This is a genomic window from Nitrobacter hamburgensis X14 (assembly GCF_000013885.1).
Classification (GTDB): Bacteria; Pseudomonadota; Alphaproteobacteria; order Rhizobiales; family Xanthobacteraceae; genus Nitrobacter; species Nitrobacter hamburgensis.
Map to the genome: position 1 here is coordinate 1,240,010 of NC_007964.1, position 18,795 is coordinate 1,258,804.

Here is an 18,795-nt window from a genome sequence, read left to right on the forward strand (position 1 = left end):
TGATGTCCAAGACCTTTGAGCAGCTCGTTCCCGCCCCGAAGGGCCGTTTTGAGGGGATCAGCCGTCCCTACAGCCCGGCGGACGTCGAAAGGCTGCGCGGCTCCGTGGAGATCAAGTACACGCTGGCCGAGAAGGGCGCGAACCGGCTCTGGGAATCGCTGAAGACGGAGCCCTATGTGAATTCGCTCGGCGCCGTCACCGGCAACCAGGCGATGCAGCAGGCGCGCGCCGGTCTGCCCGCGATCTATCTCTCCGGCTGGCAGGTCGCCGCCGACGCCAACACCGCGGGCACGATGTATCCGGACCAGAGCCTTTACCCGGCCAACGCCGGTCCTGAACTGTGCCGCCGCATCAACCGCACCTTCCAGCGCGCCGACCAGATCGAGCATTCCGAAGGCGGCGCCAAGATCGACTGGTTCGTGCCGATCGTGGCCGACGCCGAAGCGGGATTCGGCGGTCCGCTCAACTCGTTCGAGATCATGAAGGCCTATATCGAGGCGGGCGCGGCCGGCGTCCACTTCGAGGATCAACTCGCGTCGGAAAAGAAGTGCGGCCATATGGGCGGCAAGGTGCTGATCCCGACCGCGGCGCATGAGCGTAACCTGATCGCGGCGCGGCTCGCCGCCGATGTCTGCGGCACACCAACGTTCGTGCTGGCGCGCACCGATGCGGAGAGCGCCAAGCTCATCACCTCGGACGTCGACGAGCGCGATCACGAGTTCATCACCGGCGAGCGCACGGCGGAAGGCTTCTATCGCCTCAAGCCCGGCACCGGCCTCGATCACTGCATCAAGCGCGGTTTGGCCTTCGCCAAGTATGCCGATCTGTTGTGGTGGGAGACCTCGAAGCCGGATCTCGATGGCGCACGCAAGTTCGCCGAAGCCGTGAAGAAGGTCTATCCGAACAAGATGCTGGCCTACAATTGCTCGCCGTCTTTCAATTGGGAGGCCAACATCGACAAGGACACCATCGCCAAGTTCCAAAAGGAGATCGGCGCGATGGGCTACAAGTTCCAGTTCGTGACGCTGGCGGGCTTTCACTCGCTCAATCACGGCATGTTCGAACTGGCGCGGGGCTACAAGGCCGAAGGCATGGCGGCGTATTCCCGCCTGCAGCAGGCCGAGTTTGCCTCGGAGAAGTTCGGCTACTCGGCGACGCGCCATCAGCGCGAGGTCGGCACCGGCTACTTCGATCTGGTCTCGACCACGATCACCGGCGGCCAGTCGTCGACCACCGCGCTTCACGACTCGACTGAGACCGCGCAGTTCAAGTCGCAAGGATCACAGATCAGGGTTCAGGCGGCTGAATAAAAGGAGGCTCTCATGACCGGCAGCAATTTCTGGGTGATTGGCGGTGAGTTCGGTTCGATGAACTTCCACAAGCTCGTGGAAGGATCGGCGCAGGTGCAGGGTCCGTTCAAGACGCGGAAGGAAGCCGAGGACGCCTGGAGGGTGGTGTCCGAGGAAAACCGTCACCGCGCCGGCGTGCGCTTCTCCATCGTGGAAGAGCCTAACCGCATGGCGAGCTGATCCATCGCAGGATTAACAAGAAGCGTCCAAGGAACGGACGGCCCTGCCCGGGAGATCGGGCGGGGCCGTTTGTTCGTTTGGGGACAGGGATTTGCGGCCCGGGTCCGGAGCGGGCGGTGCATTATAAGCCTTTGGAACTAAAAGGGCTTTTCTCGAGACAGGGTTGCTGCTAGGTTACATGGTTACCGGCAGGTTAACGCGGCCGGATCTGCGGGGAAGGCGACCGATGTCGGACGCACCGAGAATGGGAACGGGAGCGGCGGAAACCGCGAAGCCGGTGCGGCTGCGCGATGCGTTGCGACAGGCGCGGATCGAGGCCGCCGATCGCACCGGTGTCGTCGTCGATCTGCGCGATGCGGAAGTGGCGCGGCTTGAGATTTTGAACGAGGCGCTCGATCCGCTGTTTGCGCAGGTGCCCGATCAGATCGACCTGTTCGATCGGGGTATCAGCCAGGGAGACACACCGCGGTTGTGGATCGACATAGTGGCGCACATTCTGATGGGCCGCGACAAGCGCATGTACCGCTTTGTGCAGGATACCCGCCATGGCCGGATCGTGCTCGCGGAATCCTATGACGCGGCCGCGATCGTCAATGCCGTCACGGATTATGTCGCCCGCCGCATGATCGAGCGGGAGCGGGCGCTGGTGGCGATGCTACCGGAGCAAGCGGAGGCGAAGGAGAAGCCGCGCCGCCGCAGCCTCTGGACGTTTGCGTTCGGATTCATCGTCGGCGTCGTCGTGCTGTTCGGCTTTGCGCTGTTCGCGGCACTCAGGAATCCGTGACGCGCGGCACGGTGATCGCGGCGCGAAAAATCATTTCCCGGCCGGCGATACCCGCAAGATGCGCCCGGCCGTGCTATCAGTCAAAAGCCACAGCGCGCCGTCCGGCCCTTGCCTGACGTCGCGGATGCGCTCGTTGAGATTTTGCAAGAGCCGCTCCTCGCCGGTGACAGCATTGTCCTTGAGCGAGAGCCGCACCAGCATCTTTGCCTTGAGTGCGCCGGTGAAAAGGCTGCCTTGCCATGCCGGAAACAGCGTGCCGGTATAGAAGGCCATGCCGGAGGGGGCGATCGACGGCACCCAGTACTTGATCGGCTGTTCCATGCCCGGCTTCGACGTGCTGTCGTGGATCTTCGCGCCGTTGTAATCGATGCCGTAGCCGATCACCGGCCAGCCATAGTTCTTGCCCTTGCCGATGATGTTGACTTCATCACCGCCGCGCGGGCCATGCTCGATTTCCCAGAGGTCGCCGGTCGCGGGATTGAATGCGAGGCCTTGGCCGTTGCGGTGGCCGTAGCTCCAGATTTCAGGCCGTGCGTTCTTGCGGCCGATAAAGGGGTTGTCCTGCGAGATGGCGCCGTCGGGTTTGATGCGGATGATCTTGCCGTTGTCCTCGCCGAGATCCTGCGCCTCGTCGCGTGGCTGGAAATGATCGCCGAGCGTCACGAACAGGTCGCCGTCGGAGCCTTGCGCGATCCGGCAGCCGTGATTGTTGCTGCCGCCCCGACTGTGCTCGGTGAAGATCACCTTGGTGTTGTCGAGCCGTGTGTTTGCTTCGTCGAGTTCGGCGCGGGCTAGCGCTGCCTGGCCGCCGCGCTCCGCCGAGTAGCAGAAGTAGAGCGTGCGGTTGCTGGCGAAATCCTTGTCGAGCGCGACATCGAGCAGGCCGGCCTGGCCGCTGGCATAAGGTGTCGGCACCCCCTTCAGCGGCGGCGACAATGCGCCGTCGCGGCCGACGATGCGGATGCGACCCGGCCGCTCGGTGACCAGCATCCGGCCGTCCGGCAGGAAGGCGAGGCCCCACGGATGATTGAGGCCGCTGCCGACAGTTTTGACCTGCAGCTGTCCGGCCGACGATGTGAACGACGTGCTTTCGCTGCGCACACCGGTCGCGATGACGAAGGAGGTCGTCAGTACGATGGCCGCGCTCAGGGTGGCCGTAGCCCAGACGAACGGTGTCTTCATCGAACGCTCCTGTCGTCGAGCGGATGGTCACACAGGCAAACGCGGGCGCCCGTCACAAAATCGCGAGGCGGATCGGGGGCTGCGAGGACTCAAACAGCCGGTTCAGGTCGGGATCGGCATGGCCATCGCGACCTTGATCGACATCACCGCGAACGCCAAAGAGAGGCAGATAGCGAAGGCCGCGATTGCCAGTGAGGCGGCAACAGCTTTGGTGAGGCGTGTGGAAGCGACGCGTGTGATGCGTCCCCCGAACCCTCCGCTGGTGCCCTGCGATCGCATCGCGAATCAATCCTTCAAAGACGGGCGAATCACCTACAGCACCGCAATCTTTCATCGGGCGCGGGCGGGATTGGGGCAGCAGCCGACTTGAAAGATGTCCAAAGCGAGGCGGAATCGGCGCCATCCCGCGTTTCCCTTAGTCCATCCATGCCCTTGCCGAAGGCTGAACTCCCCACCCGCCGCCCGACCGCGAAGATCAGGTCCCGGCGGCGATGCGCGTCGCGGCATTGCCTGAAGGAGCCGCACTCCCGTCCATGCTCACGAAGCCGATTTTCTGTTCAACCCGCCGCAGCCAGGCCCGGATCGAGGGAAACGTCGCGAGGTCGAAGTCGCACTGGTCGGCGACATGGGTGTAGGCATAAAGCGCGATGTCGGCGATGGTGAGCTGGCCGGCGGCAAAGAAGTCGTGAGTCCTGAGATGATTCTCCATGACCTGAAGCGCCGCATAGCCGCGCTCCATCCAGTCTTCCAGCGCATGGGTCTGCAGATCGCGGCCGCCCTTGACCAGCGAGAGCCAGAAATAGGCCGCGCCGATATTGGGCTCCAGCGCGTGCTGTTCGAAGAACATCCATTGCAGCGCCTCGGCGCGCTCGATCGGAGACTCCGGCGCCAGCGCGGTTCCGATCGCGACATACCACAGGATCGCATTGGACTCCGCGAGGTAGCGGCCTTCCCCTACCTCCAGCAACGGCACCTGTCCGCTCGGATTCTTGGCGAGGAAATCCGGCGTGCGGCTTTCGCCGCGCAGGATATCGATCTCGATGGCATGATAAGGTACGCCAAGAAAGGCAAACGCAAGACGGACCTTGTAGCTGTTTCCCGAGCGCTGCATCGAATAGAGCTTGTACATTCGCGTCGTTGGATCCCGTTGCTGCGCGGTAAGACTGCCGATAGCGCGATCTGACAATGAGGATGGCATCGATCTGCCGCAAGGCCTCAGCTCTGGAACATATTGAGGTGGGGACATGTTGCGCCGCACGAATAGCCGGAAACTGCCGCCATCCGATGGTTTTTCGGAAAATCATCCCGTCTGCAAAGCGTCGTCGGATCACGATGCGTTGAAGGCTACCCTCAAATTCGGGCTGTCTCCTCTGGCCGCGTGATATTGAATGACCCCGTAAAGCGCAATCATCGCCACCAGTGCGAGCGGTATGCCGGTCGCGCCGGTGACCCCGCGCGTTACCAGCGGCACCAGCCACGCTGCCGCCAATGCACTGATCTCGTAACTTTTCGCGCCGCGCCTGGCGATGGCGACTGTCATAAAAGCAATCGTTGGTCCCAGGATCATCAGATCGTAATCGAGGATGTGCGGCGACGCCAACGCAGTGGCGGCGCTCAGTGTCGCAGCCTTGACGCGATCGTCGCGCGAACTGCGCCAGACCCACGCCACACTCCCGACGACAACAGCCGAGACCAGGCCTTGCATCACATAGGCGAACGAGACGCTGCCGCCCCACATCCGTACGGCGGCAAAGACGCTTTGCAGCTTTTCGAATCCCACATCGCCATCCTGCAACAGCATCTTGCGCGAAAGCTCGGTCGATGCCGCGAAAGCTGTCCAGATATCCAGCCCGAATAACGCCGCCGTTCCCAGCGCCAACGCTGCCACCGTCAGCGCTGCCGCGCCGATGCTCCGCCACTGGCCGGCTGCGAGCAGGGCGACAGGGATCACCAGCCCAAATTGCGGTTTGTAGGCCAACAGGCCGAACAATACGCCGGCCAGAATCGGACGGGCGCGGCAGTGCGATCAACGCCCCGCCCAACAGCGCTGCCGTCAGGAAGCCATTCTGACCGTGGCCCAGGTTGATGAAGACCGCCCGGAAACGCCGCCGTCGCCAGCAGGCCGAGAACGGTTTGGCTGCGCGTCAATGGAGCGGTCAGCAAGATGGCGCGCATCACGGCGAAATAACCCGCAAACGTGACGAACTGCCAGATCGCCAGCGCCGCCAGATAGGGAAACGCCGCTAGCGGTGTTGCGATCAGCAGAAAGAAGGGCGGATAGAACCACGCGTAATAGGGGGTGTGCGCCCCGAACAACAGTTGTTCGCGGGCATAGTGCGCCGCCATGTCGTAGACGCTTGCCGCGCGACCATCGAGCACCAACGATCCCGCGGCATAGAAACTGGCGAAATCGGTGCCGAGCGGCTTGCCGTTGGCATCCGACAGGCCGTGGGACAAGGCAATCCAGACGACTACGGCGAGCGCGTAAAGGGTCAGCAGAATCAGGCTATAGGCCCGTATGCGGGCCACCGTCAGCCACTCGCCACTCTGAAATTGTCGCCAGGAAGACGTCATCGGCCGGTGACTGAGGAGTGAATGCAAGGTTGCAGGTTAGGTGCCTCCGTTTAATTTTCCCTGAAACGGCATTGTCAGCGGAACAGTTATCGCAAGCTTCTTGCGGTGCAACGTAACGCACTCTAATGTGCCGCGATCCCGTTCAATGACACCGCGTGGAATTGGTGATCAGCCACGCTTGCTAGGAGATGACGATGTCGTTCCTGTCCGCTGCGCTCGACCGTGTGAAGCCGTCCGCGACCATCGCGGTCACGGATAAAGCACGTCGGCTCAAAGCGGAGGGACGGAACGTGATCGGCCTCGGCGCCGGCGAGCCGGATTTCGATACCCCGGCCAACATCAAGCTCGCCGCGGTCCATGCGATCGAGGCTGGCAAGACCAAGTATACGGCGGTCGACGGTATCCCCGAGCTGAAGCAGGCGATTATCGCCAAATTCCAGCGCGAGAACGGCCTGACCTACCAGCCGAACCAGGTTATCGTCGGCACCGGCGGCAAGCAGGTGCTCTACAACGCACTGATGGCGACGATCAATCCAGGCGACGAGGTGATCATTCCCGCACCGTACTGGGTCAGCTATCCCGAAATGGTCGCGCTGGCGGGCGGCGAATCCGTGCCTGTCGTGTGCCCGGCGGAATCCGGCTTCAAGCTGCAGCCCGACGCGCTGGAGAAGGCGATCACGCCGAAGACGAAGTGGATCATCCTCAACTCGCCGTCCAACCCGACCGGCGCGGCCTATACGCGCGCCGAGCTGAAAGCGCTGACCGATGTGCTGGTGAAGCACCCGCACGTCTGGGTCATGACCGACGACATGTACGAGCATCTGATCTATGACAACTTCGAATTCACCACGCCGGCGCAGGTCGAGCCGAAGCTGTTCGACCGTACCCTGACGGTGAACGGCGTGTCGAAAGCCTACTGCATGACCGGCTGGCGCATCGGCTATGCCGGCGGTCCCGCGCAACTCATCAAGGCGATGGCGACGATCCAGTCGCAGTCGACCTCGAACCCGTCGTCGATCTCGCAATGGGCGGCGGTCGAGGCGTTGAGCGGTCCGCAGGAGTTCATCGGCGCCAACAACAAGGTGTTCAAGGAGCGTCGCGACCTCGTGGTGGCGATGCTGAACCAGGCCAAGGGCATCGATTGCCCGCGGCCGGAAGGCGCATTCTACGTCTATCCGTCCTGCGCCGGGACCATCGGCAAGACCGCGCCGTCGGGCAAGACGCTCGAGACCGACGGGGATTTCGTCACCGAACTGCTGGAGGCCGAAGGCGTCGCGGTGGTGCAGGGGTCGGCGTTCGGCCTCGGACCGGCGTTCCGCATCTCCTATGCCACCAAAACCTCGGACCTCGAGGAGGCCTGCAAGCGGATCCAGCGCTTCTGCGGCAACCTGCGCTGACGGAGCGGGTGCGGCGTCGGGGTCATTACCGGATGTCGTCCCTGCGCAGGCGGGGACCCATCCGCCGTGTCCCCGCCGTTGAGACGAAGACGTGACTTATCGCCGATGTCAGGTCGCGATGTCAGGGGTTATGAGTCACCGCCTTCGCGGAGACGACAGCAATGGTTACCCCGCCCGGTTAGGCCGAACAGTTTTGCTTCGGGTGTTTCGTCCCGGCCATGGTGTTGAGGTGTTCATCAAGTTTTAGCAACGTTCCCGGCATTTTGATGTTTTGACGTGGCGGTTGCCTTGTTTTGGACACGGCGGCTCCATCATGTCCAGCCGCCTTCTCAATCCCCAAGCGGAGATCGACTCATGCACTTCCCAAGACTTCTCGCCGCGGCCGCCGTGACGCTGGTGGCGTCGTTTGCGGCTGCTCATGCCCAGCAGCATCAGGTTCAGGCCGGTATCCTCGAATGCGAGGGCGGCCAGAACGTAGGCTATGTGGTCGGCTCGACGACGGAATTGCAGTGCGTTTTCCACAGCAACACCGGAGCGCCGGCGCAGCCCTATATTGCGCGCGTCCAGCGCTTCGGCCTTGATCTCGGCGTGACGTCGCAGACCGGGCTCGCCTGGGCGGTCAATGCGCCGAGCTATCGGCTTGGTAGCGGCGCGCTGGCCGGTCACTACGGCGGGGTGGGCGCCAACGCCACGGTCGGTGTCGGCTTCGGCGCCAACCTGCTGGTCGGAGGGTCCGGCAATTCGATTTCGCTACAGCCGCTGAGCCTGCAGGGCCAGACCGGTCTGAGCGCCGTGGCCGGCATCGTCGATGTCGATCTGCGTCCGGCAAATGTGCGTGCGGCGCCCCGCTACAAGCGGCATCGGCATCACCATCGCCGTCATCATCATCGGCATCATCATAAGCACTCACGCTGATCGGATCGGACGACCGAGGAGGCCCGCGACAGCGGGCCTCTTTTTTTGGTGTTTATGACCGCAGCGTCGTGTCTGGTGAGACGTGGTCTGGCGAGATCTGGGCCGGTGTGCCATAAAAATGCGCGCGCCATGATTGTGGCGGTCCTTTTCTGCATTGCAGTTTCGAATTCGGAGCTTTTGATGCGCGGTATTCCAGTTCTGGCGGGCGTCGCCGCGGCGCTGATCGTGTCGCTCGCGGGCGCTCTTGCGCAGCAGCCTGCGCAGCGCGTCAAGGTCGGCGTTCTCGAATGCCGCGGTGGAGCCAGCGTCGGATTCATTGTCGGCTCGGTGACCAATCTCGGTTGCGTGTTTCACGCGGACGGCCTGCCGGAAGATCGCTATGTCGCCACGATCCGCAAGGTCGGTGTCGATCTCGGCATCACCCAGGAATCGGCGCTGGCTTGGGGCGTCTACGCGCCGGTGGCGCGGCTCGGACCTGGCGATCTCTCCGGCGACTACGCAGGCGCGCAAGGCAGCGCCTCGGTCGGCATCGGCGTTGGCGGCAACGTTCTGATCGGCGGCTCCGCCAATGCGATCGCCCTGCAACCGCTCAGCGTGCAGGGCCAGGTCGGCCTCAACATTGCCGCGGGTCTCGCCGCACTTGAATTGCGGCCGGGCCGCTAACAACCCTTGGTGAGTCCGCTCGGCTCTTGCAGCGATCGGCGAGGCAATGCAGCGCGGCGTTTTCGCGCTTGCCAAATTCAGGCGGCGGGAGGAGCATCGTTGCGCCGACCCAATCATGGGCCGACTTCCAGATCAGGAGGCGGCGATGGGACAAGACCTCAGAAGTCCCCAAGGCACTCCACAAGGCACTCCACAAGGCACCCCACAAGGCACTCTAGCGTCGGGTCCCCGGTGTATTGCGCTGGTGGGCCCGTTCCAGAGCGGTAAAACTACACTTCTCGAAGCCATTCTCGCGCGCACCGGCGCAATTCCCAAAGCAGGCAGTGTCGATCACGGAACCAGCGTCGGCGACGCCAGTCCCGAAGCCCGCCAGCATAAAATGGGCGTCGGGCAGACCCCGGCCACTACCAACTTCATGGGCGAAACCTACACCTTCATCGACTGTCCGGGTTCGATCGAATTCGCGCACGACATGCGCGCGGCGATCCCCGCGGTCGATGCCGCGGTGGTGGTGTGCGAAGCCGACGAGCGCAAGCTGCCGCAGTTGCAGATCATCCTGCGCGAACTGGAAGATTTGAACATTCCGCGCTTTCTGTTTCTCAACAAGATCGACAAGGCGAACGAGCGCGTTCGCGAAACATTGGCGACGTTGCAGCCGGCCTCCCGGACCCCGCTGGTGCTGCGGCAGATTCCAATCTGGAACGGCGATTTGATCGCCGGGTTCGTCGATCTCGCGCTGGAGCGCGCCTTTGTCTATCGCGAGCACATGGCTTCCGAAGTCGTCCAACTGAACGGCGGCGATCTCGACCGCGAGAAGGACGCGCGGTTTTCGATGCTGGAGAAACTCGCCGATCACGACGACGCGCTGATGGAGCAGTTGCTCGAGGATATTACGCCGCCGCGCGATGCCGTATTCGACGATCTCGCACGCGAACTGCGCGAAGGCGAGATTTGTCCGGTGCTGCTCGGCTCGGCTGCGCGCGCGAATGGCGTGCTGCGGCTGATGAAGGCGCTGCGGCACGAAGCGCCCGGCATCGGCGAGACGGCGAAGCGCATAGGCGTGGCTGACAGCAAGGAGGCGCTGGCCTACGTGTTCAAGACCCTGCACCTTCAGCACGGCGGCAAGCTGTCGCTGGCGCGGGTGCTGACAGGTCGTTTCGACGATGGCGCGCCGGTGCAGGCGTCGTCGGGCGAAGCCGGAAAAATCTCCGGCATTCTCGCCGCCACCGGCGCGCAGGAGACCAAGCGAGTGTCTGCCGAAGCCGGCGATACGATAGCGCTCGGCAAGCTCGACACCGTCAAGACCGGCGATACGCTGACGACCGCCAGGATCGCACCGCCCTCGCTGGCCGGCGTCGCGCCGGCTGCGCCGGTGCTGGCGATGGCGGTTGCGGCCGGAGACCGCAAGGACGATGTCAAGCTCGGTCAAGCCCTGATCAAGCTCAACGAGGAAGACCCCTCTCTCGCTGTCGTTCACAATGCACAGACCCACGACACCGTGCTGTGGGGACAGGGCGAGATGCATCTGCGCGTTGCGCTGGAGCGGCTGCACGATCGCTTCGGCGTCAACGTGAAGTCGCATCCGCCCGCGATCGGCTATCAGGAAACCATCCGCAAGCCCGTTACCCAGCGCGGACGCCATAAGAAGCAGTCCGGGGGGCATGGCCAGTTCGGCGACGTGGTGCTGGAGATCCATCCGCTGCCGCGCGGCTCGGGCTTCGTCTTCGTCGACAAGATCGTCGGCGGCGCGGTGCCGCGCAACTATATCGGCGCGGTGGAGGAGGGCGTGGTGGACGGACTCTCGCGTGGTCCGCTCGGCTTTCCGGTGATCGATGTGCAGATGACGCTGACCGACGGCTCCTATCACAGTGTCGATTCCTCGGATCAGGCGTTCCGCACCGCCGCGCGCATGGGGGTCGCCGAAGCGTTGCCGAAATGTCAGCCGGTGCTGCTGGAGCCGATCCATGTGGTCGAGATCGTATGCCCGAGCGAGGCGACGGCGAAGGTCAACGCCATCCTGTCGGCACGGCGCGGCCAGATTCTTGGTTTCGACAGTCGCAACGGGTGGACCGGTTGGGACTGCGTGCGCGCCACGATGCCGGAAGCCGAGATCGGCGATCTCATCGTCGAACTGAGGTCGGCGACGGCGGGAGCGGGCAGTTTTACCCGGCAGTTCGATCGCATGGCCGAAGTCATCGGCCGGACCGCCGATCAGATCATTGCCGCGCGTCGGGTCGCGGCTTAGCGCTATTCGGCAAAAGTGGATGCCGGTTTTGATGGTCGTCTTGCCATGACAATGATGTATAATGCATCATTGTCATGATCTCAAACATCATTTATAATAGCTTGGATATGGAGGCCAAGCGTTGATCACATCTTTCCAGATGCGTGCAGCGCGTGCGCTCTTGGGCCTTGACCAGAAAACGCTCGCCGCGCTGGCTGGCGTGTCCTTGCCGACCATTCAGCGGATGGAGGCGAGCGAGGGGCCGGTGCGCGGCGTGGTCGGTACGCTGGTGAAGGTGGTCGACGCGTTCGACCGTGCCGGCGTCGAATTGATCGGCGAACATGCCCGTAGCGACAGCGGCGGGCGTGGCGTTCGCCTGAAGCAACCCGGATCGCCGTCGCGCCGCCCGGCTGTTTGAGATCATCGCGGCTTCGCGCTGTCCCGTGATCGCGCGATGCGAGGGAAACTGCGGGATGAGCATTGCGGACGGACGACCCCACCAGATCCGGAAGCCGACCTTTGCAGAACTGTTCACGCCGAAACTCGTCACCGTGTTGCGCGAGGGCTATCGCGGCGCCGATTTCCGCGCCGACGTCGTCGCCGGCCTCACGGTGGCGATCGTTGCGCTGCCGCTGTCGATGGCGATTGCCATCGCCTCCGGCGCCACGCCGGATCGCGGTCTCACCACCGCCATCATAGGGGGATTTTTTGTCTCGCTGCTCGGCGGCAGCCGGTTTCAGGTCGGCGGCCCCGCCGGCGCATTCATCGTGCTGGTGGCGCTGACCGTCGAGCGTCACGGGATCGACGGCGTGATCCTCGCGACAGCGATGGCGGGTGTCTTGCTGATCGCCGCCGGCCTGCTGCGGCTCGGCACCTACATCAAGTTCATTCCCTATCCGGTCACGGTCGGGTTCACCGCCGGCATAGCCGTCATCATCTTTGCCAGCCAGATCAAGGATTTCCTTGGAATCACGCTGGCGAAGGAGCCGAGCCAACTGGTTCCGAAGCTCGAAGCCCTGGCGCGGGCCGGCGACACCGTCAGCATGTCCGCGGTCGCGGTCAGCGTCATCGCCGTCGTCATCATCGCCGGTCTGAAGAGGTTCCGGCCGGCCTGGCCGGGTATGCTGATCGCCATCGTGGTGACCGCCGTTGCCGCATGGGCGCTATCGCTGCCGGTGGAGACCATCGGCACCCGCTTCGGCGGCATTCCGCGCGAGTTGTCGTGGCCGGCCTGGCCGGCATTCTCGCTCGACAAGGTCCAGGCGGTGTTTCCGGACGCCGTGGCCTTCGCGCTGCTGGCCTCGATCGAGTCGCTGCTGTCCGCGGTGGTTGCCGACGGCATGACCGGACGGCGGCACCGCTCGAATTGCGAACTGATGGCGCAGGGCGTCGCCAACGTCGCGTCCGCTCTGTTCGGCGGTCTCTGCGTCACCGGATTGATCGCGCGGACCGCAACCAACATCCGCGCCGGCGCCCGCGGCCCGGTCGCGGGGATGCTGCATTCGGCGTTCCTGCTGCTGTTCATGCTGATCGCGGCGCCGCTGGCGAGCTACATTCCGCTCGCGGCGCTGGCCGCGGTGCTGGCCGTGGTCGCCTGGAACATGGTCGAGAAACACGAATTCGCGACCTTGATTCGCGCATCGCGGGGCGATGCCGTCGTGCTGCTCGCCACCTTCCTGCTGACGGTTTTCCGCGGTCTCACTGAGGGCATTCTGGTCGGGTTTGCGCTCGGCGCGGTGCTGTTCATCCATCGCATGGCGCAGATCACCGGCATTGAGGCCAATGTGCCTCTGGCCGCCGAGGACAGGGCCGATGACGCCAATGGCGACCGTCAACCCTACGACGCCGCTATGGTGAGCGATCCCGACGTCGTCATATACCGCATCACCGGGGCTTTCTTCTTCGGCGCGGCGTCCGAGGTCGGATCGGTGCTCGATGCGATCATGGAGCGGCAAAAGGCGTTCGTCGTGGATTTCGCGGCGGTTCCGTTCCTCGACTCCACGGCGGCGAACGCCATCAGCCGTGTCGCCGCCAAGGCGCGGCGGCAGGGGGTTTCGTTTTTCATCACCGGCGCGTCGCCGGTGGTGCGCCGGGCGCTCCTGACCCACGGCGTCAGGCCGCCACGCGCGACATTCCGGGAGACCATTGCGCGGGCCGTTGCCGACATCAAGGCGGCCCGCCATGCGCCGCCGATCGCCGCGATAGACGCGCAGCCGGCGCCGTGAGTCCCATCGAGAGGCTTGCGGTGCCGCGGCACCGGCGATTGCGCCGGCGGCATTGACAGCGGCCGCGGCTTGCATGATCTCATCCGGCCGTGCCGCCCGATTGTCGGGCGCGTCATGCGACGGAACCCATGATGACAGCCGAGACCAAAGGCCGCGCCGCCTGCCTGATCGGATGGCCTGCCGCGCATTCGCGCTCGCCGCTGATCCATCACTACTGGCTGCGCTTGCACGGAATCGCGGGCGGCTACAACATCGAGGCGATTCCGCCCGAGGGCCTTGCCGAATTCATCATGCATCTGTCGACGCACGGCTTCGTCGGCGCCAATGTCACGATTCCGCACAAGGAGCGGGCGCTGCAACTGACCGCGCCCGACGAGCGCGCCAGGGCAATCGGCGCCGCCAACACGCTTTATTATGATGGTAAGACCCTGCGGTCCACCAATACCGACGTCGAGGGTTTCATCGGCAATCTGGATGCCGCCGCGCCGGGCTGGGATCGCACCGGGGATGCGCTGGTGCTTGGCGCCGGCGGGTCGTCCCGGGCCGTGGTGTTCGGCCTGATCGAACGCGGCATCAAGCGCATCCATCTCGTCAACCGCACGATGGAGCGGGCGCAGGCGCTCGCGGATCAATTCGGCGCGACGGTTATGCCGTTGGCCTGGAGCGGGCTCGGCGACGTGCTGCCGCGCGCTGGTCTGCTCGTGAATACCACCTCGCTCGGCATGAAGGGGCAGCCGCCGCTGGATATCGAACTGCCGCTGCTGCCGCTGGATGCGGTGGTCGCCGATCTGGTCTATGTGCCGCTGGAAACGCCGCTGCTTGCGGCGGCGAGGGCGCGGGGCCTCAGAACCGCCGACGGCCTCGGCATGCTGCTGCATCAGGCGGTGCGTGGATTCGAGCTGTGGTTCGGGCAGCGTCCCGCGGTGTCGCCGGAATTGCGCGCGCTGGTCGAGGCCGACCTCCGGATACCTCATCCCGCGACTTGAGGTTTGCGCCCAATATTTTTAACCATTCTAATCTGGCGACCAATCAACCCTCTTTGTCTTGACCCCCGGGAAAGCTTGATCCAGTTGGTAGACCGTCATCTCAAAGCGATCATTATGTCCGATCTCGACACCAGTATCCCCGAAGCTACGCAGACCACGCCGCTCGGCCTCGCGCGGCGCGGCTTTTGCGGCCGGGTCAGCGCCATCATGGTCAACGGCGACCACCTTGGCGTGTCGGCGATGGAGATCGAACGGCGTCTTCTTGAATTTGGCATCGTCGAAGGCGTGTCGGTGCAGATCCTGCATGAAGGGCCGATCGGCCGGGATCCGATCGCGGTCCGGGTCAACGGCACGACAATCGCGCTGCGCCGGTGCGAAGCCATGGCGATTATCGTTGGCGATCACAGCCCGTCGGCGGATGCCGCTGAATGACTGCGATCGAGGTCAATGACTGGCGCATCGCCCTGGTTGGAACGCCGAACAGCGGCAAGACCGCCTTGTTCAATGCGCTTACGGGCAGCCGACAGAAGGTGGCCAACTACGCCGGCGTCACGGTGGAGCGAAAGTCGGGGGTTTTGCGAACCGCATCCGGCCACCTGGTCAACCTGATCGACCTGCCGGGGACCTATTCATTGCGGGGCCGCAGCCCGGACGAGGATATCACCCGCGACGTCATTCTCGGCAAGTTTGCGAGCGAAAGTCCGCCGGACTTTCTGCTCTGCGTGGCCGATGCCACCAATCTTCGCGTGGCGATGCGCCTCGTCATCGAATTGAAGCGCGTTCACCGGCCGATGCTTTTGGTGCTGAACATGATCGACATCGCGCGGCGGCGCGGCGTCGACATTGATCTCGACAAGCTCTCCGCCGAACTTGGCATACCGGTCGTCACATCGACCGCCGTGCGGCGCGGCGGCATCGACGATCTGCTGCGCCGGATCGATGACATCGCCGGCAAGCCGACCGAGGCCATTGTCGCGAGCGAGTGGACGACGCCGGCCGTGTCCGACCTGCGCGCGGCGCAGCGCGAGGCCGATCGCGTGATCCGCGCCGCGGTCAGCGAGCCGGCCAAGCCCGATACATGGACCACGCGTGTAGACACCGTGCTGCTGCATCCGATATGGGGCATGGTCTCGCTGCTCCTGCTGCTGTTCGTGATGTTCCAGGCCGTGTTCGCCTGGGCTGAACCGGCGATGGAGCTCATCACCCAGGGTTTCGATGCGCTCGGCGCGTTCTCCGCGACCGTGCTGCCGGAAGGATTGTTGCAGAGCTTCGTCCAGAACGGCGTGATCTCCGGCGTCGGCAGCGTCATCGTGTTCCTGCCGCAAATCCTCATTCTGTTTCTTTTCATTCTGCTGCTCGAAGATCTCGGCTACATGGCGCGCGCGGCCTTCCTGATGGACCGCATCATGGGCGGCGCCGGACTGCACGGTCGCGCCTTCATCCCGCTGCTGTCGAGCTTTGCCTGCGCGATTCCGGGGATCATGGCGACGCGGGTGATCGATAACAAGCGTGACCGGCTGACCACCATCATGGTCGCGCCGCTGATGACCTGCTCGGCGCGCATCCCGGTCTATACGCTGATTATCGCCGCCTTCGTGCCGAACCGGCCGGTGCTCGGCGTTCTCGGGTTGCAGGGGCTCGTGATGTTCGGGCTCTATGCGGCGGGCATCTTCAGCGCGCTCGCGGTATCGTTCGTGGCCAATCGCTTTTTCTGGCGTGACAGCGCGACGCCGCCCTTCATGCTGGAGCTGCCGGATTACAAGCTGCCGCAATTGCGCAGTGTGCTGATGAACCTCTACCAGCGCGCGATGGCGTTTCTGAAGCGCGCCGGCACCACGATCTTTTCCATGATGGTTCTGATCTGGTTTCTGGCGTCGTTCCCGCGCCCGCCGATGGGCGCTACCGAACCCGCGATCGATTTCAGTCTTGCGGCCATGATCGGCCGCTGGATCGAACCGGTGCTCGCGCCGATCGGATTCAACTGGCAGATCAGCGTCGCGCTTATTCCCGGCATGGCGGCGCGCGAGGTGGCGGTGGCCTCGCTCGGCACCGTGTATGCGATCGAGGGCGGCAAGGAGGCGGCGGACCAGGTCGGTCACATGCTCGCCGGACAATGGAGTCTCGCGACCGCGCTGGCGTTTCTCGCCTGGTATGTCTTTGCGCCGCAATGCGCCTCGACGCTCGCCGTCATCAAGCGCGAGACCGGCGGATGGCGCTGGGTGCTGATTACATTCTTCTACATGCTGTCGATGGCCTATCTGGCCGCGTTCGTTACCTACCGCATCGCGCTGGCGCTGGGTTGGGGTTGATTGCCGATCCGGCACGCGCTGGCATTTGCAGGCGTTGATGCCGGATATCCGGTGGCTCGATCGTCAGCCAGAGTCTGTTTCAACTGCGTTGAATCAGACTCTGGCCTTATCCTTTCTATCGAGCATGATCTTATCCGAAAACCGGGCTCCACTTTTCGGGATCATGCTCTAAATTGCCAGTACGCGGCCGTCGATTTCGGCAATCGTGTTGACCCCGCACAGGCCCATGGTCACGCTCAGTTCCTTCGCGATGATGTCGAGCGCCTTGGTGACGCCCGGGCCGCCGAACGCGCCGAGGCCGTAGACATAGGCGCGGCCGATCATGCAGGATCTTGCGCCGAGCGCGAGCGCGCGCATCACGTCCTGGCCCGAGCGGATGCCGCTGTCGAACATGACCTCGATTTTCGAGCCGACCGCATCGACGATCGCCGGCAGCACCTCGATCGAGGATTGGGCGCCGTCGAGCTGACGGCCGCCATGGTTGGACACCACCAGCGCTTGTGCGCCGATCTTCGCTGCTTCCCGGGCGTCTCCGACGTCGAGGATGCCCTTGATGACCAGCTTTCCGGGCCATATGCCGCGGATCCAGTCGACATCCCTCCAGCTCAGCGTGGCGTCGAACTGCTCGGCGACCCAGCCCGCCACCGAACCGAGATCGTCGACGCCTTTGACGTGCCCCGCGATGTTGCCGAAATTCCGCCGCCTGGCGCGCAGCGTGCCGATCAGCCATGACGGCTTGCTTATGAAGTCGATCATGTTGGCGAGGCTGAACAGTTGCGGCGGCACCGACAGGCCGTTCTTGATGTCCTGATGGCGCTGGCCCAGCACCTGCAGATCCACCGTCAGCACCAGCGCGCTGCATTTCGCCGCCATGGCGCGCTCGATCAATTCCCTGACGAAGCCGCGATCCTTCATGACGTAGAGCTGAAACCAGAACGGCTTCTCGACGCTCTCCGCCACGTCCTCGATCGAATTGATCGACATCGTGCTCAGCGTATACGGGATGCCGGCCGCCTGCGCGGCGCGGCAGGCGTGAATCTCGTCGTCGCCGTACTGCATCCCGGTCGAGCCGACCGGCGCCAGGATCAGCGGCAGGTTCGCCTTCTCGCCGAGGATGGCGGTCGCGAGATCGCGCTTCGCGATATTGACCAGAATCCGCTGGCGAAACCTGATTGCCTGCAAGTCTTCGTGGTTGGCGCGGTATGTCTGCTCGGAATAGGAGCCGCGATCGACGTAGTCGAAGAACGCCTTCGGCACGCGGCGCTTGTGGACCTCGCGCAGATCCTCGATGCAGGTGATGCGATCCATCGACATGTCCGGACCTTGGTGTATTCGGGCGGGTATCACCTGCCCTCAGGTTCGCGCCGCCGGATCCGAAAACTCACCTAGCATGGATGGGCCGCAAAATCCGGCCTGATCTCACGTTTCGGAGGAACGGAACGTGCCATGGGCGCGTTACACCTAAAGCCTTCTGATGGAATCAGAAGGGGGCTCTACGATTTTGATTTGACGCGTTTTCTTCACGCGAACCGGTATCGATCCTCCGGTCAAGCCCGAGGACATGCTTCGCTCGAAAACGCTCGAGGACTACAGTGGAAGAATGCTATGCTCAGGAGCGTCGCTATGCAGGACGACCGGTCGCAAAAGACCAAGAAAGAGCTGGATGAGGAACTCAATCGCGGCCTGGAAGAGTCGTTTCCCGGCTCGGACCCGGTGAGCGTCACCCAGCCGGCGCCCGGGAAACCGCCAAAGAACAAGGTTGACCGTCATAGAGCCTCTTCTCGCTAAGTGGAGATCCGGTTCACGCGAAGAAGATGCTCTCGATTAATAACTTGCGCGTATTCCCATCGCAAAAGCGGCATCCGCTTTTGCGATATACCTGCTGGAATCGCTCGCATCGGCAGCCGGGCAGTGGCCCAAGGCAGGTTCTTGAAACGGCCAGATTCTCGAGACCGGGGATTAATCCGTCTTTTCAACGGAATACGACTTTTTTCCGCCAGATGCCGG

General features: G+C 63.7%; 19 protein-coding genes. 14 read left to right on the forward strand and 5 right to left on the reverse strand.

The window, feature by feature from the left end; all coding sequences use genetic code 11:
* Positions 1 to 2: 2 nt before the first annotated feature.
* The 3 genes from aceA to NHAM_RS05605 all read left to right on the forward strand — a co-directional run bounded on the left by aceA (position 3) and on the right by NHAM_RS05605 (position 2,313).
* On the forward strand, positions 3 to 1,310 hold the full coding sequence (aceA, locus tag NHAM_RS05595; RefSeq protein WP_011509640.1) for an isocitrate lyase: 1,308 nt from the start codon (positions 3 to 5) through the stop codon (positions 1,308 to 1,310).
* Between the two features lie 12 nt (positions 1,311 to 1,322).
* Positions 1,323 to 1,529 carry a DUF4170 domain-containing protein gene (locus NHAM_RS05600; protein WP_011509641.1) on the forward strand — a complete coding sequence of 69 codons (207 nt, stop codon included), beginning with the start codon at positions 1,323 to 1,325 and terminating at the stop codon, positions 1,527 to 1,529.
* A gap of 226 nt (positions 1,530 to 1,755) precedes the next feature.
* Positions 1,756 to 2,313 carry a hypothetical protein gene (locus NHAM_RS05605; RefSeq protein ID WP_011509642.1) on the forward strand — a complete coding sequence of 186 codons (558 nt, stop codon included), beginning with the start codon at positions 1,756 to 1,758 and terminating at the stop codon, positions 2,311 to 2,313.
* A gap of 30 nt (positions 2,314 to 2,343) precedes the next feature.
* Here NHAM_RS05605 and NHAM_RS05610 read toward each other — a convergent pair whose 3' ends face one another.
* Positions 2,344 to 3,495: a PQQ-dependent sugar dehydrogenase gene (locus NHAM_RS05610; protein WP_011509643.1), complete on the reverse strand. Its 1,152-nt coding sequence runs from the start codon at positions 3,493 to 3,495 to the stop codon at positions 2,344 to 2,346.
* A gap of 118 nt (positions 3,496 to 3,613) precedes the next feature.
* On the opposite strand from NHAM_RS05610, the gene NHAM_RS26485 reads away from it, so the two are divergent.
* A complete protein-coding gene (locus NHAM_RS26485) occupies positions 3,614 to 3,865 on the forward strand; it encodes a hypothetical protein (protein WP_041357741.1) in 252 nt (83 codons plus the stop codon).
* 105 nt (positions 3,866 to 3,970) lie between these two features.
* Here NHAM_RS26485 and NHAM_RS05620 read toward each other — a convergent pair whose 3' ends face one another.
* The 3 genes from NHAM_RS05620 to NHAM_RS28835 all read right to left on the reverse strand — a co-directional run bounded on the left by NHAM_RS05620 (position 3,971) and on the right by NHAM_RS28835 (position 6,024).
* Positions 3,971 to 4,624, reverse strand: a complete 654-nt coding sequence (locus tag NHAM_RS05620) for a glutathione S-transferase family protein (protein WP_041357742.1) — start codon at positions 4,622 to 4,624, stop codon at positions 3,971 to 3,973.
* Between the two features lie 198 nt (positions 4,625 to 4,822).
* On the reverse strand, positions 4,823 to 5,485 hold the full coding sequence (locus tag NHAM_RS05625) for a glycosyltransferase family 87 protein (RefSeq protein ID WP_283805366.1): 663 nt from the start codon (positions 5,483 to 5,485) through the stop codon (positions 4,823 to 4,825).
* Complete coding sequence (locus tag NHAM_RS28835) at positions 5,443 to 6,024, reverse strand: glycosyltransferase family 87 protein (protein WP_283805367.1); 582 nt, start codon at positions 6,022 to 6,024, stop codon at positions 5,443 to 5,445. The genes NHAM_RS05625 and NHAM_RS28835 overlap by 43 nt, the downstream gene beginning before the upstream one ends.
* A 239-nt stretch (positions 6,025 to 6,263) precedes the next feature.
* On the opposite strand from NHAM_RS28835, the gene NHAM_RS05630 reads away from it, so the two are divergent.
* The 9 genes from NHAM_RS05630 (at position 6,264) to feoB (ending at position 16,788) form a co-directional block, all read left to right on the forward strand.
* On the forward strand, positions 6,264 to 7,466 hold the full coding sequence (locus NHAM_RS05630) for a pyridoxal phosphate-dependent aminotransferase (protein ID WP_011509645.1): 1,203 nt from the start codon (positions 6,264 to 6,266) through the stop codon (positions 7,464 to 7,466).
* A 354-nt stretch (positions 7,467 to 7,820) separates the two neighbouring features.
* Entirely contained in the window at positions 7,821 to 8,381 is a 561-nt protein-coding gene (locus NHAM_RS05635) for a DUF992 domain-containing protein (RefSeq protein ID WP_011509646.1), read from the forward strand.
* Positions 8,382 to 8,561: 180 nt separating this feature from the next.
* Positions 8,562 to 9,044, forward strand: a complete 483-nt coding sequence (locus tag NHAM_RS05640) for a DUF992 domain-containing protein (RefSeq protein WP_011509647.1) — start codon at positions 8,562 to 8,564, stop codon at positions 9,042 to 9,044.
* A gap of 145 nt (positions 9,045 to 9,189) precedes the next feature.
* Positions 9,190 to 11,289 carry an elongation factor G gene (locus NHAM_RS05645; RefSeq protein ID WP_011509648.1) on the forward strand — a complete coding sequence of 700 codons (2,100 nt, stop codon included), beginning with the start codon at positions 9,190 to 9,192 and terminating at the stop codon, positions 11,287 to 11,289.
* Positions 11,290 to 11,410: 121 nt separating this feature from the next.
* On the forward strand, positions 11,411 to 11,686 hold the full coding sequence (locus NHAM_RS05650; RefSeq protein ID WP_011509649.1) for a helix-turn-helix domain-containing protein: 276 nt from the start codon (positions 11,411 to 11,413) through the stop codon (positions 11,684 to 11,686).
* Between the two features lie 55 nt (positions 11,687 to 11,741).
* Positions 11,742 to 13,493 (forward strand): SulP family inorganic anion transporter, encoded by a 1,752-nt coding sequence (locus NHAM_RS05655; protein WP_011509650.1) that lies wholly within the window; start codon positions 11,742 to 11,744, stop codon positions 13,491 to 13,493.
* A 128-nt stretch (positions 13,494 to 13,621) separates the two neighbouring features.
* Positions 13,622 to 14,479, forward strand: coding sequence for a shikimate dehydrogenase (locus tag NHAM_RS05660; RefSeq protein WP_011509651.1), 858 nt, complete (start codon positions 13,622 to 13,624; stop codon positions 14,477 to 14,479).
* 114 nt (positions 14,480 to 14,593) lie between these two features.
* Positions 14,594 to 14,911: a FeoA family protein gene (locus tag NHAM_RS05665; RefSeq protein ID WP_041357745.1), complete on the forward strand. Its 318-nt coding sequence runs from the start codon at positions 14,594 to 14,596 to the stop codon at positions 14,909 to 14,911.
* Positions 14,908 to 16,788 (forward strand): ferrous iron transporter B, encoded by a 1,881-nt coding sequence (gene feoB / locus NHAM_RS05670; RefSeq protein ID WP_011509653.1) that lies wholly within the window; start codon positions 14,908 to 14,910, stop codon positions 16,786 to 16,788. Before NHAM_RS05665 ends, feoB begins: the two co-directional genes overlap by 4 nt.
* Before the next feature lie 168 nt (positions 16,789 to 16,956).
* Here the strand turns inward: feoB and NHAM_RS05675 are convergent, their stop codons facing one another.
* Positions 16,957 to 18,096, reverse strand: a complete 1,140-nt coding sequence (locus NHAM_RS05675) for an alpha-hydroxy acid oxidase (RefSeq protein ID WP_041357746.1) — start codon at positions 18,094 to 18,096, stop codon at positions 16,957 to 16,959.
* 315 nt (positions 18,097 to 18,411) lie between these two features.
* Between NHAM_RS05675 and NHAM_RS27485 the strand changes: the two genes are divergently transcribed.
* On the forward strand, positions 18,412 to 18,576 hold the full coding sequence (locus NHAM_RS27485; protein WP_011509655.1) for a hypothetical protein: 165 nt from the start codon (positions 18,412 to 18,414) through the stop codon (positions 18,574 to 18,576).
* The last annotated feature ends 219 nt before the right edge of the window (positions 18,577 to 18,795 follow it).